Source organism: Paraburkholderia acidisoli (assembly GCF_009789675.1).
Classification (GTDB): Bacteria; Pseudomonadota; Gammaproteobacteria; order Burkholderiales; family Burkholderiaceae; genus Paraburkholderia; species Paraburkholderia acidisoli.
On record NZ_CP046914.1, the window covers coordinates 643,693 to 657,326 of the forward strand.

General features: G+C 65.8%; 11 protein-coding genes. 9 read left to right on the plus strand and 2 right to left on the minus strand.

Features of this window, described 5'->3' with window-relative positions:
- Window positions 1–2 precede the first annotated feature (2 nt).
- A complete protein-coding gene (locus FAZ98_RS17115; RefSeq protein WP_233272824.1) occupies window positions 3–1,142 on the plus strand; it encodes a pyridoxal-phosphate-dependent aminotransferase family protein in 1,140 nt (379 codons plus the stop codon).
- Window positions 1,143–1,149: 7 nt separating this feature from the next.
- On the opposite strand, the gene FAZ98_RS17120 is transcribed toward FAZ98_RS17115, so the two are convergent.
- Both FAZ98_RS17120 and FAZ98_RS17125 read right to left on the minus strand, forming a co-directional pair.
- A complete protein-coding gene (locus tag FAZ98_RS17120) occupies window positions 1,150–1,899 on the minus strand; it encodes a class I SAM-dependent DNA methyltransferase (RefSeq protein ID WP_158952498.1) in 750 nt (249 codons plus the stop codon).
- A gap of 80 nt (window positions 1,900–1,979) precedes the next feature.
- The gene (locus FAZ98_RS17125) at window positions 1,980–3,146 is read right to left on the minus strand and encodes a porin (protein ID WP_158952499.1); all 1,167 of its coding nucleotides are present in this window, start codon (window positions 3,144–3,146) and stop codon (window positions 1,980–1,982) included.
- Window positions 3,147–3,506: 360 nt separating this feature from the next.
- Here FAZ98_RS17125 and FAZ98_RS17130 point away from each other — a divergent pair, with 360 nt between their 5' ends.
- The 8 genes from FAZ98_RS17130 (at window position 3,507) to FAZ98_RS17165 (ending at window position 13,634) form a co-directional block, all read left to right on the plus strand.
- Window positions 3,507–4,775 (plus strand): MFS transporter, encoded by a 1,269-nt coding sequence (locus FAZ98_RS17130; protein WP_158952500.1) that lies wholly within the window; start codon window positions 3,507–3,509, stop codon window positions 4,773–4,775.
- A gap of 32 nt (window positions 4,776–4,807) precedes the next feature.
- Window positions 4,808–7,219 carry a glycoside hydrolase family 31 protein gene (locus FAZ98_RS17135; protein WP_158952501.1) on the plus strand — a complete coding sequence of 804 codons (2,412 nt, stop codon included), beginning with the start codon at window positions 4,808–4,810 and terminating at the stop codon, window positions 7,217–7,219.
- A 203-nt stretch (window positions 7,220–7,422) separates the two neighbouring features.
- The gene (locus tag FAZ98_RS17140; RefSeq protein WP_158952502.1) at window positions 7,423–8,109 is read left to right on the plus strand and encodes an HAD family hydrolase; all 687 of its coding nucleotides are present in this window, start codon (window positions 7,423–7,425) and stop codon (window positions 8,107–8,109) included.
- 162 nt (window positions 8,110–8,271) lie between these two features.
- Window positions 8,272–8,727 (plus strand): MarR family winged helix-turn-helix transcriptional regulator, encoded by a 456-nt coding sequence (locus FAZ98_RS17145; protein ID WP_158952503.1) that lies wholly within the window; start codon window positions 8,272–8,274, stop codon window positions 8,725–8,727.
- Between the two features lie 16 nt (window positions 8,728–8,743).
- Window positions 8,744–10,882 carry an FUSC family protein gene (locus FAZ98_RS17150; RefSeq protein WP_158952504.1) on the plus strand — a complete coding sequence of 713 codons (2,139 nt, stop codon included), beginning with the start codon at window positions 8,744–8,746 and terminating at the stop codon, window positions 10,880–10,882.
- A 37-nt stretch (window positions 10,883–10,919) separates the two neighbouring features.
- Window positions 10,920–11,129, plus strand: a complete 210-nt coding sequence (locus tag FAZ98_RS17155; RefSeq protein ID WP_027818583.1) for a DUF1656 domain-containing protein — start codon at window positions 10,920–10,922, stop codon at window positions 11,127–11,129.
- Between the two features lie 7 nt (window positions 11,130–11,136).
- Window positions 11,137–12,138 carry an efflux RND transporter periplasmic adaptor subunit gene (locus FAZ98_RS17160; RefSeq protein ID WP_158953987.1) on the plus strand — a complete coding sequence of 334 codons (1,002 nt, stop codon included), beginning with the start codon at window positions 11,137–11,139 and terminating at the stop codon, window positions 12,136–12,138.
- Window positions 12,135–13,634, plus strand: coding sequence for an efflux transporter outer membrane subunit (locus tag FAZ98_RS17165; RefSeq protein ID WP_158952505.1), 1,500 nt, complete (start codon window positions 12,135–12,137; stop codon window positions 13,632–13,634). Before FAZ98_RS17160 ends, FAZ98_RS17165 begins: the two co-directional genes overlap by 4 nt.

A 13,634-nucleotide genomic window follows, 5' to 3' on the forward strand; every position in this document is an offset into this window, starting at 1 on the left:
TCATGATGGGCGCGGGTCCCGTGCCCATTCCCGACGCCGTGGCCAAAGCCAACACGGTCGTGATCAATCACCTTGGCGACACCATGGCGCGCGTGATCCATCAGGTGAAGGCCATGGCGCGCTACGTGTTCCAGACGCATTCGAACTGGGTGCTCGGCGTGGCCGGGCCCGGCTCGGCCGCCATGGAAATGGCCGTGTCGAATCTCGCGTGGCCGGGCACACGCGTGCTGTCCATCGTCAACGGTTTCTTCAGCGCGCGCATGGCCGAAATGGCGCGACGCGTGGGTGCGGAAGTCACCACGCTCGACGTCGCCGACCGCTCGATCGCCTCGCTCGACGACATCGCGCAGGCCATCGAACGCACGCGCCCGGCCATCGTCACGATCGTGCACGGCGAAACCTCGAACACGGTGTGCAACCGGCAGATCCGGGAGATCGTGCAACTCGCGAAAGCGGCCGGCGCGCTCGTGGTTGTCGACGCCGTCTGCACGCTGAGCACCATGCCGCTGGAAATGGACGCGTGGGGTATCGACGTGGTCATCACGGGCGGCCAAAAGGGTTTGTCGTCGATCCCGGGCGTGTCGCTGATCGCCTTTTCGAATGCCGCATGGGAGCGCGTGCGCACGCGCACGGCGCCCAACACGCACTGGTGCCTCGACGCCACGCTCGCCGAAAACTTCTGGCACAACGCGGGATATCACTACACCGCGCCGGTGTCCGGCGTGCTCGCGCTGCATGAAGCACTGCGTCTCGTGTGCACGGAAACGCTCGAAAAACGCTTTGCGCGCCACCTGCGTTGTTCGCTCGCACTGCAAAGCGGCGTGAGCGCGCTCGGTCTGTCGCTCTATACGCCGCAAGCGTGCCGCCTCAATTCCGTGGTGGGCATCGAGTTGCCGGCAAAGCTCACGGCACGCGAAGTCTGCAATCACATCTCGCAGCAGTATCAGGTCGAGATCGCGGGATCGTTCGGTCTGCCCATCGTTCGAATCGGGCAAATGGGCGAGCAGTGCCGCGAGCACCATCTGTTCCGCACCGTGCATGCACTCGGCCGCACGATGTGCGATCTGGGCGCCGCCGTCGATCTGCCCGCCGGGGTGGCCGCGCTCGAAGAATCGCTGTCGTCGAGCGCGCGGCGAGCGTAACGCTTCCTCAGGCGCGCTTCGCGCGCACGCAGATGAACGCCGGCGCCTGCGTGAGTTCCGCATGCAGCGCCGGCGAAACCGACTTCATTTCCGCGAGCGGCACCGGTTCGGTCACACGCTCGAGGTTCCAGCCGCTTTCCGTGAGCGCATTGAAGATATCGGCAAGCGGACGCCGGAACGCCTCCACCCACGGCTTCGGTTCGCCGAAGCCGCCCCAATGCAGACCGAAGCGCGTCGTGTCGAAGTAGGTTCGCGAACCGCGCGTGCGCGTGTCGATCCAGTCGCGCATGGGATGCGCCATCGAAAACACCAGCACCGCGCCGGGCCGCGCCACGCGATGAAACTCGCGAAAGGTGGGCGCGAGATGCTCGACGTAATCGAGTGCGAGCGAGCACACAATGCGATCGAACGCGGCGTTGGCGAGCCAATGCAGCGGCGCGCCGAGGTCGCCGGTTTCGACCGCCACCGCGAGATTCGCGCAACGGGCTTTGGCCAGCTCGACCATCGCGGGCGTGACGTCGAAGGCGCTCACCCGCGCGCCTTCGGCGGCCAATTCCGCGCTGACGATGCCGGGCCCGCAACCCGCGTCGAGCAGATCGAGGCCCGCGACTTCGCCAAGCAAGGCGCGCGTGGCGGGGCGTTCGTACAGCGCGTTGTGTGGCTTGACGGGCGCGCGCTCGGCGTAGCGGTCGGCGAACTGCGTGTAGCTGGCGCGGCCGGGCAGCGCTTGCGGGGAAGAGGGATCGTTGGTGGACATGGTTCGATGGACGGTGAATCGCGGAACGCTATTGTCCACCGTTTCGCTTCGATCTTTCCAGCCCGGCCCGCGCAGCGTGCTTAAAACAGCAACGAAATGCCCGCCATGCCGACGAATTGCGCTTGCGTGCTCGACGGCGTGCCGTTCTGCGAATCGCCCACGGTCGCCACTGCATCGACGATGCCGTTCGCACCGAGCGTCTGACCGTTGGCGCGCTGGTACGCCTGCAACGCGTAGAGGGTGGTGCGCTTCGAAAGATGCCACGACTGCTTCAGCGAATACTGCTGATACCGCGCGGCGCTCGCGATGCCGTTGGATTTTGCGGCGAGCGTGTACGAGAACGCCCCGGCAAGATCGAACATGGGTGTGATGCGCCACGCGGCCAGCGCGCCATAGGTGTTGAACACCGCCGTATCCGCAAACGCGGTGCGACCACCCGCGAGATATTCGACGTTCGTGTAGTTCAGCCCGAAGGTGAAATCGCCCACGGTGTAGTTCGCGGCGGCCGCGACGTTCTGCACCGCACGCGCCGACGCATAGCCGCGATTCACGGCCGACACCGCGAACGACCCCGTCGCGTTCGGATCGAAATTCGCCGTGCGCTCCGTGTTATCGAGCCGCAAATACCCTGCCGCGACGCTGAGCGGACCAGTGCTGTAGCGCAGCGCGCCGCTGAATGTCTGCCCTTTGCCCATGCTGCCCGCGAGGCCGCTGAAACCGTACAGCACGCTCGCGCTCAGTCCGCCGAAGACCGGCGACGTGTACGTCACGGCATTGTTGATACGCACCGTGGTGTCGAGTCCGTCGTAGTCGCCGGGATGCGCGCCCGTTGCGCCCGTGAGCCAGCTACTCGACGCGAGCGGCCCGACGAACGACATATACGGCGTGTACTGGCGCCCGAACGTAATCGTGCCGTAACGCTCGTTCTTGAGGCCCGCGTACGCCTGGCGATTGAACAGCAGACCGCTCGACGAATTCGCGCCCGTGTTCGCGTCGAAGCCCGCCTGCAGATCGAAGATGGCGCTCGTGCCGCCGCCGAGGTCCTCGTTGCCGCGCAAGCCGAATTTGGACGCGTAGAGATTGCCCTGCCGAAGCGCGACATTCGCATGGCCGCCCTGATTGTTGACGTAGCTGATCGCGTTGTCGACGGTGCCGTAGAGCGTGACGTTCGATTGCGCGTGAAGTTGCGTTGCCGCGCCGAGGGACAGCGCGAAGATGAGCGTGCGGTTCGTGACAGCGTATTTCATCAGGCCTCCTAATATTTTTGATGTCCTGCTGGGCGATGGACCTATTGCCTCAGTCAAGTTATCCGACGACTGATATCTTGTTTGAGTTAATCGTAGGTTCGCCTTGAAATGCCCGTCAAGCACGCCTTGCTCTATCTCATTGAGTTCACGCTTCATGCCTGACGTGGCGCAAAGTTAACGCAAGAGGCGTATCAAGCCGCCCGTTCGCGCCTTGACAGCGTTGCGCGCGCCTCTTTAGCATCAACAGGCCATAGACATGCGTCATCGTATAACTTTGATGACGCTTGAAGTATCAGCGGGCGCGTCACCAACGCCGGCCAATCGAGCCGCGGCGCGCCCGTCAACCGGGAGGAGACACACTTGAAAACCATCGTCGGTCTGCGCTGGTGGATCATCGCCCTCGTGTGCGTGGGCACCATCCTGAACTACCTCGCGCGCAACTCGTTGTCGGTGCTGGCGCCCGAACTCAAAGAGACGCTGCACTTCACCACGCAGCAGTATTCGTATGTGGTCGCGGCCTTTCAGATCGGCTACACGATCATGCAACCGGTGTGCGGCATTCTCGTCGACATCCTCGGCCTGCGGCTCGGCTTCGCGCTGTTCGCGGCGCTGTGGTCGGCGGCGGGCGTCATGCATGGCTTCGCCACGGGCTGGCTCTCGCTCGGCGCCATGCGCGGCCTGCTCGGGCTGTTCGAAGCGGCGGCCATTCCCTCGGGCATGAAGGCCGTGGCCGAATGGTTTCCCGATCGCCAGAAGTCGGTGGCCGTGGGCTATTTCAACGCGGGCACCTCGCTCGGCGCCGTCCTCGCGCCGCCCGTCGTGATCTTCTTTTCGCTGCGCTTCGGCTGGCAGACTGCGTTCATCGTTACGGGCGCGGTGGGCTTCATCTGGGCCGCCGCGTGGTACGTGCTGTATCGCTCGCCGCGCGCGCATCCGCGCATCAGCGATCACGAGCGCGCGCTCATTCTCGACGGTCAGCACACGCCCGCGTTGCACGGCAAGCGCAGCACGCGCGAGGTGGTGACGTCGCGGCGCTTCTGGGCGATCGCGTTGCCGCGCTTCTTCGCCGAACCCGCGTGGCAGACCTTCAGCTTCTGGATTCCGCTCTATCTCGCGACCGAGCGGCACATGGATCTCAAACAGATCGCCATCTTCGCGTGGCTGCCGTTTCTCGCTGCCGACATGGGCGGCATTCTCGGCGGTTATCTTTCGCCGTTTCTCATGCGGCACTTCCGGTTGCCGCTCGTCTGGTCGCGCGTGGCAGGCGTCGTGCTCGGCGCGTTCATGATGATCGGCCCCGCGTGCATCGGCCTGGTCGCTTCGCCCTACCAGGCCATCGCACTCTTTTGCGTAGGCGGCTTCGCGCACCAGATGATCTCCGCGCTCGTCAACACGCTCGCGGCGGACGTGTTCGATCCGCAGGAAGTGGGCACGGCGAGCGGCTTCGCGGGCATGGCCGCGTGGATCGGCGGGCTCGGGTTTTCGCTGCTGGTGGGCGCGCTCGCCGACAAGGTGGGCTACGGACCGCTGTTCGCCTGTCTCGGCGCGTTCGACATCGTCGGCGCTGCCCTGCTCGTCTGGCTCATACGCGGACAGGCACGCAACGACTACCGCATCGCGAGCGCATGACCGCGCCCACGCAACCCGATCAAGGACCGACCATGACCTCGTTACTTCAACCGCCCACATTCGCGCTGGCTTCGCGCGATGACAATCACCTGCGCCTCACCAGTGCCGATGGCGCGACGCTCGACGTATTCGTGCTCGAAGACGACATCGTGCGCGTACGCGTGCTGCCCGATGGCGAAGCGCACGGCCCGCGCACGTGGGCGATCGCGCCCGGGCTCGACGACGTCCCTTACGAAGGCCGGGACCGACTCGATACCCACGGCTTCTCGATGCCTTCATTCGTATTGCTAACGAATGACGAAGGTATCGTCGTCGAAACCCAACAGATTCGCCTTTCTATTGCTTACGCGGGCGGCCGCTGCGCCTGGCAAATGCATGACGGCGACGCATGGCGCACCGTGCTGCAGGACCGCGCCACGCAAGCGTATAACTTCGGCTGGTGGGACGAGCGTGTGTATCACTATGTGCGCCGCGAACCGGGCGAAATGTACGTGGGTCTCGGCGAGCGCGCCGGTTCGATCGATCGTGCGCAACAAAGTTATCGCATGACCAATGTCGACGCGATGGGCTACAGCGCGCGCACCACCGACCCGCTCTACAAGCACATCCCGTTCTACCTCACGTGGCAACGCGAGGCGCGGCTCGGCTTTGGCCTGTTCTACGACACGCTCGCCGACTGCACCTTCGACATGGGCCGCGAACTGGACAATTACCACGGCCCGTATCGCCATTTCATTGCGGATCACGGCGATCTCGACTACTACTTCATCGCTTCGCTACGCACGCCGCTGGCCGCGGTGCGCCGCTTCACCTGGCTGACGGGCCGCCCCGCGCTGATGCCGAAGTGGGGACTCGGCTACTCCGGCTCGACCATGAGCTATACCGACGCACCCGACGCCCAGCGGCAAATGAACGAATTCATCGCGCGCTGCCGCGAGCACGACATACTGTGCGACTCGTTTCATCTTTCTTCGGGTTACACGTCCATTGGCGCGAAACGCTATGTGTTCAACTGGAATCGCGACAAGTTCCCCGACATCGAAGGCTTCGTGCGCGACTACCTCGACCACGGCGTCAAGCTCTGCGCGAACATCAAACCATGCCTGTTGCGGGATCATCCCGAGTTCGACGCCGCCGCACGGGAGGGCTTGCTGATTCGATCGGGCGACGGGCAACCCGCGTGGGTTCAGTTCTGGGACGAAGTGGGCGCGTACGTCGACTTCACGAATCCCGCCGCCACGGCCTGGTGGAAGCAGCACGTGAAAGACGCCCTGTTGCGCTACGGCATTGCCGCCACCTGGAACGACAACAACGAGTATGAAATCTGGTCGCCCCAAGCCAAGGCGCACGGTTTCGGCCATTCCTTTGCGGCGCGCGAAGCGAAAGTCCTGCAAACGTTGCTGATGATGCGCGCCTCGCGCGACGCGCAACGCGAGCACGCGCCTCACACGCGGCCATTCCTCGTCTCGCGTTCGGGCGGCGTGGGCATGCATCGCTACGTGCAGACCTGGTCCGGCGACAACGCCACCTCGTGGGAAACGCTGCGCTACAACCTCAAGATGGGACTCGGGCTCGCGCTTTCGGGCGTATCGAACATCGGCCACGATATTGGCGGCTTCGCGGGTCCCGCGCCCGACCCCGAACTGTTCCTGCGCTGGATACAGTTCGGCGTCTGGATGCCGCGTTTCTCCATTCACTCGTGGAACGACGACGGCACGGTCAACGAACCGTGGATGTTTCCCGAGCACACGCCGCAGGTTTCCGCGCTGCTCAAGCTGCGTTACCGCCTGCTGCCCTATCTCTATCAGTTGCTGTGGGATTCCACCCTGCATTACGAGCCGGTCCTGCGGCCGACCTTCGCCGACTTCCCCGGCGACCCGCATTGCTACGCCGAATCCGACGACATGATGGTCGGCGCTTCGCTGCTCGCCGCGCCCGTGGTTGAACCGGGGCGCACCACGCGTGAGGTGCGCCTGCCGGCCGGGGCGCACTGGACCTGCTTCTGGAGCGGCGTCACGTTCGCGGGCGGCCAAACCATCACGCTGCCCGCGCCGTTCGAGCACCCCGTCATGCTGATACGCGAAGGCAGCGTGATCGCGCTGAACGTCGCCGAGCAGCATTTCGACGCGCGGGCCGAACGGCGGGCCTTCCGGATCGTGCCGATGCAAAGCGGCGCGCGCGTCGAGCGCCGCTATATCGAGGACGACGGCGAAACCGAAGCGTGGCGCAACGGCGAGTTCGGCACGTGGACCGTCGCGGTCGAGGGGGACGCCCGGGACCTCAGGATTTCAGTGACGAAGTCCGGGCTCATGCCTGACGCAAGCACGGCGCTGGAACTCCACCTGCCCGCCAGCGAAAAGCGGCAACTCCACCTGAGCGGAGCGCAGATCACGGCGGATACGCATGCCGGCGGCTGGCGAACGATCGATATCGAAATCGTCTAGATCTTTCAGCGCTTTCAACCGGATCTTTCCGCCAAGGCGCGGCGCCACCTTGGCGGCCGCACCTGGCCGGCCGCACCTGGGCGGCCCCACCCTGCCAGCTTCGCTGCCTGCCGCGCCAACCCCGGTTATCATCGCGGTCTCGCGCGCGCATGCCCGCCATGCGTGCCGCATCGCGACAACCCCCAAGGCTATTCAGGCAGACGATGTCCTCCACTCCTTTCGACGCCGTGCTTTTCGACTGTGACGGCGTACTGGTCGATTCCGAACGCATTACCCACGTCGTGCTCGTGCAGATGCTGGGCGAGCTGGGCTGGTCGCTGAGCGTCGAGGAAGCGATGGGCATTTTCGTCGGCAAGGCGGTGAAGGACGAAGCCGACCGCATCGAACGCCACACGGGCGTACGCATCACCGAAGCATGGCTCGAAGGCTTCCGCGCGCGCCGCAACGAGGCGCTCGAGCGCGATCTCGTCGAAATTCCCGGCGCGCCGGCCGCGGTGCGCGAAGTGCACGCGGCCTTCGGCGGCCGCATCGCCGTCGCCTCGGGCGCCGACCGGCGCAAAGTCGAACTGCAACTGCGCAAAGTGGCGCTGCTCGACTGCTTCGGCGCCCATATCTATAGCGGCCACGAAACGCCGCGCAGCAAGCCGTTCCCCGACGTCTATCTCGCCGCGGCCGCCGGGCTGCACGCCGACCCGCGCCGCTGCGCCGTGGTCGAAGACACCGTCACGGGCGCGAGCGCCGGCCTCGCCGCCGGTGCCACCGTGTTCGGCTACAGTCCGGCCGAGCCGGGCCACAGCAGCGCGCAGGCGCTGCGCGACGCGGGCGTGGCACACGTCTTCACCGACATGGTGCAACTGCCCGCGTTATTGGCAAACTGGCAAATCCAGTAAGCGCGTGTGAAAATCACGCGCCGGAAGAAGGCGGCCCTCGCGCCCTTCCCGTCCGGCACGCACGAAGCACGCCGCCAACGGTTCGCATACCATTCATACCGTGGCGCCGCGTACTCAAAAAGATAGTTTGCTATCGAATCGCTTTGGGCTATCATCCCGCCGATGTCGAACCTTCACACATTACGCCTTGCCGTCAGCAGCACGCTCGTGGTGGCGGCACGCAAATGGCGCCGCACGAGTCACGGAGCGCTTACCGCATACAACGTCTCCGAAGCCTGCGCCGCGCCGCTGCTCACCGCCGGCCGGCTGGGCGAAGCGGTCCGCCAGGTCACGCTCGCGGAGCATGTGGGCATCGAAGGCCCCTCACTCGTGCGTTTGCTCGATCAACTTTGCGCCGCCGGTCTCGTACGCCGCGACGAAGACCCGGACGACCGCCGCGCCAAAACCATTTCGCTCACGAACGAAGGCCTCGCCGTGACCGCGCGCATGGAAGACGAGTTGCGCGAGTTGCGTTCGCGCGTGCTCAAGGGCGTGACCCGCGCCGACCTCGAAGCGACGCTACGCGTGCTCAACGCGTTCAACACGGCCGAAGGCGCCGACGCTGCCTTACACGACTGAAAGCTGAAAGCGGAACATGACCTACCCTTCCCTCCGCGACTGGCTCTTCTCGGTCAAGACCTTCGCCGCGTCGATGCTCGCGCTCTACCTCGCGCTGATCTTCGAGTTGCCGCGTCCTTACTGGGCAATGGCGAGCGTCTATATCGTGTCGAATCCGTTCGTGGGCGCCACGCGCTCGAAGGCGCTGTATCGCGCGCTCGGCACGGCGCTCGGCGCGGCCGCCGCCATCACGCTCGTGCCGCCCTTCGTCGAAACGCCGCTGCTGTTCAGCGTGATCGTGGCGACCTGGACGGGCACGCTGCTTTACCTCGCCATGTCCGATCGCACCGCGCGCAGCTACGTGTTCATGCTCGCGGGCTATACGATGCCGCTCATCGCGCTGCCCACGGTGACCGATCCCACGACCGTGTTCGACGTGGCCATCGCGCGGACCGAGGAAATCACGCTGGGCATCATCTGCGCGAGCGTGATCGGCAGTAACTTCCTGCCGAGCCGGCTCGCGCCCACGCTCATCGAGCGCGCCGACGCGTGGTTCCGCGACGCCGCCTGGTATGGCCGCGAAACGCTCTCCGGCCACATCGCGGGCAAGGACGTTTCGGCATGCCGCCAGCGCCTCGCCAATACCGTGAACCAGCTCGAATTCCTGCTGAGCCAACTCGGTTACGACCATACGCATCCCGGCATTCTCACGCGCGCGGAAACACTGCGCGGACGCATGCAGCTATTTCTGCCGATGATTTCGGCGCTCGCCGATCCGCTCATCGCCTTGCGTCAAGATCTGAAAGTGTGGCCCGAAGGCCTCGACGCGCTGCTCAACGACGCCGCGCGCTGGTTCGACGAACCGCTGCCCACGCGCGCCGCCGACATGCACGACAACGCGGGCGACCCCGAAGCCGACAACCTGCGTGCACGCATCGCCGGCCTGCAACCCGCGCGCGACGCGCTCACGAGCTGGGAAGGCGCGCTGCTCTCGAATGCGCTCTGGCGTCTCGGGCAAGTCATCGACGTCTGGCAGGATTGCCGGGCGCTGCGCTCGCTCATCGCGCATCAGGACGGCGCGTGGCGGCCGCGCTACCGCCACTGGCGGCTCGGCGGCACGGAACGCTTCTACGATCGCGGCCTGATGCTGTTCTCGTGCCTCGTGCCCGTGAGCGCGATTCTCGTGGCGTGCTGGCTGTGGGTGAGTTCGGGCTGGCACGACGGCGCAGGCGCGGTCACGCTCGCGGCCGTGGCATGCTGCTTCTTCGCGGCACTCGACGAACCCGCGCCCATGGTGTTTCGCTTTTTCGTCGCCACGGCTGCCAGCGTGGTGTTCGCGGGCCTGTATCTCTTCGTGGCGCTGCCCAAGGTGCACGACTTCGAAATGCTCGTTCTGTTGTTCGCGGGGCCGTTCATCCTGATCGGCACCTTGATTCCGCGCCCCGCGTTCAACGTGGTGACCATGCTCGTGGCCGTCAACACCGCGACCTTCATCAGCGTGCAAAGCGCGTACGAAGCCGATTTCCTGGTATTCCTGAACAGTAATATCGCCGGCGTCGCGGGCCTCTTGTTCGCCTATATCTGGGTGCGCGCGACGCGCCCGTTCGGTGCCGAACTCGCGGCGCGGCGGCTGTTGCGTTCGAGCTGGAACGATGTCGCGCTCTCGGCCTCGCCCACGCCCATCGCCGATCAGCGCAATCTCACCTCGCGCATGCTCGACCGCCTCATGCAACTCATTCCGCGTCTGGCGGCCTCCGACGATCATCGGCATCCGTCGATCGAAAGCTTTCGCGACCTGCGTATCGCGCTTAATGCGCTCGACCTGCGCCGCTCGCGCCACAAACTCGACGGCGACGTGCCGGACGCCATCGACCGCGTGCTCGCCGGCGTGAGCGAGCACTACGCGCGTTGCGCGCAACAGAGCGCACGCCAGAGCGCGCCGCCCGCGCTGCTCGCCACCATCGACGACGCCCTGCACCGCGTGGCCTCGCGCGCGCTCGCGCAAACGCCGCCCGCCGGTGCCGGCGAAACCGTAGCCAACGCCGCCACGCCGCCGCGCGCGCTCGTGTCGCAGCGCTGGCTGCGCGACACGCTGCATGCGCTCGTGGGCGTGCGGCTCGCGCTCTATCCGGCGGCCGCGTCGCAAGCGCCCTCGGGCGGCGAGGCGATCGCATGAACGCGCGCGACTTTTACTTTTTCCTGAAACCCGCACCATGATCGGCGAAATCGATATCTTCGGCGTGTTCGTGCCCGCCGTGCTCGTGCTGATGCTGATCGCGTACCTCATCAATGTCGTGATCGGCAAGGTGCTCACGCGCGTCGGCTTTTACCGGCTCGTCTGGCACCGCTCCATTTTCGATCTCGGCATCTATGTGTTCGTCCTGGCTGCCGTCATCATCGTGTCGCATCGCTTCGTGAACTAACGTGAACGTGAAAAAAACCTGGTTCTCCGCAGGACAGATCCTGCTGACGCTCATCGTCGTCGTCGTGGCCGCGCTCGTGCTGTGGCGCATCGTCAACTACTACATGTTCGCGCCGTGGACGCGCGACGGTCACGTGCGCGCCGACGTGATCCAGGTCGCGCCCGACGTGGGCGGCCTCATCACGAACGTCGAAGTGGTCGACAACCAGGCGGTCAAGAAAGGCCAGGTGCTGTTCGTGATCGATCAGGCGCGCTACGCGCTCTCCCTGCGCCTCGCCCAGGCGGCGCTCGAACAACGCAAGGCCACGCTCGCGCAGGCCAAGCGCGAATTCGCGCGCAACATCACGCTCGGCAATCTCGTGGCGAGCGAAACGCTCGAAGAAAGCCGCACGCGCGTGGAGCAAGGCGAAGCCGCCGCCGCCGATGCGCAGGTGCAAGTGGATACCGCGAAGCTCAATCTGCAACGCACCACGATCGTGAGTCCGGTGGACGGCTATCTCAACGATCGCGCGCCGCGCACGGGCGAATATGTCTCCGCGGGACGCGCGGTGCTTTCGGTGGTCGACATGCATTCGTTCCGCGTGGACGGCTACTTCGAGGAAACGCGCCTGCACGGCATTCATATCGGCCAGCCGGTCGAGATCACGGTAATGGGCGAAGACCGGCCGTTGCGCGGCCACGTGCAAAGCATCGTCGCGGCCATCGAAGACCGCGATCGCCAGGCCAGCCCGAACTTGCTGCCGAACGTGAACCCCGCGTTCAGCTGGGTGCGTCTCGCGCAGCGGATTCCCGTGCGCATCGCACTCGACGAAGTGCCCGACGACTTCCGCATGATCGCGGGCCGCACCGCCACGGTTGCCGTGCGTGCCGAAGCCGGCCACGACAAAGCGGCACGCGGCGCGAACAACGCGAACGCGGCCAGCGGCGTGAACGGTGCCAGCGGTGCGAGCGGTGTAAGCCGCCCGATGTCCGCCAGTTCGGCAGCGCCCGCCTCCGGAGCTTCGCAATGACACGGCGTGCTTTCTGGCGCGGCTTCGCGCTTACGCCGCTCACGCTCGCGCTCGGCGCGTGCATGACGCTCGGGCCCAATTACAAGCTGCCCGACGAAGCCGTGGTGAACGCCCCGCTCGCGCAAGGGCCGATTGCGGGCGCGGATCACGCGCCGGTTTCGCAGCAAGCGGTGCCCGCCGACTGGTGGCGTCTCTACGACGATCCCGCGCTCAACGACCTCGTGCAGGAAGCGCTCAAATCGAACGCGAGTCTGCGCGTGGCCGCCGCGAATCTTGCGCGCTCGCGCGAGGCCGTTGCCGTGGCAGCCGCGCAAGGCGGCTTCTCGGGCGGCGCCTCGGCGGGCTTCCAGCGCGCGCAGGTGTCGGGCGAACAATATCTGCTGTTCGAGAAAGTGCCCGTGGCAACGCTCGGCGACATGGGCATCAACGTCTCGTATGAATTCGATCTGTTCGGCAAGCTCAAGCGCGGCGTGGAAGCCGCGCGCGCCGACGACGAAGCCGTGGAAGCCGCCTCCGATCTCGCACGCATCACCGTGGTCGCCGACGTCGTTCAAGCCTATGTGGAATCGTGCTCGGCCGCTGAAGAACTCGCCATCGCGCACGACTCGCTCAAGCTCCAGCAGCAGCGCGTGTCGCTCTCCAAGCGTCTGCGCGACGCGGGCCGCGGCAATCAGCCCGACGTGACGCGCGGCCAGACCCAGGTGGATACGCTCGCCGCCGACATTCCGCGCTTCGAAGGCCGCCGCCGCATCGCGCAGTATCAGCTTGCGATGCTGCTCGCGCGAGCGCCCGCCGATCTGCCGCCCGCCGCGCTCAAGTGCGATCGCCTGCCCAGACTCAAGCAGCCGATTCCCGTGGGCGACGGCGCCGCGCTGCTCAAGCGCCGTCCCGACGTGCGCCAGGCCGAGCGTCTGCTCGCGGCTTCGACGGCACGTATCGGCGTGGCGACGGCTGAGATGTATCCGTCCGTGAGTTTTGGCGCGGGCGTGAGTACCGTGGGTCTCTCGGGTGATCTGTTCGAACAGAAGACCGATAGCTGGTCGTTCGGACCGCTAATCAACTGGACCTTCCCTGCCAATGGCCAGCGCGCCCGCGTGCGCGCGGCCGAAGCGGCGACGGGCGGTGCGCTCGCGCATTTCGACGGTGTCGTGCTGAACGCGCTGCGCGAAACGCAATCGAGCCTCGCGACCTACGCCGCCGACGATCAGCGCGCCGACTCGCTGCGCACGGCCTATACCTCGGCAAAGCAGTCCGCCGACGAAACCCACCGCATGTACGCGGCCGGCCGCGAATCGTTCCTCTCCGACCTCGACGCCACGCGCACGCTCACGAGCGTGCACGCGCAAGTCGCGGCGGCCGAAGGCCAGGTCGCGCTCGATCAGGTGAAACTGTTCCTGGCGCTGGGCGGTGGCTGGGAAACGCAATCGCCGGCTGCGAGCGCGCAGAAAGGCGCGCAAGCGCCGCAAGCCGCCTCTGCAGCGCAACACGCTCAGTAA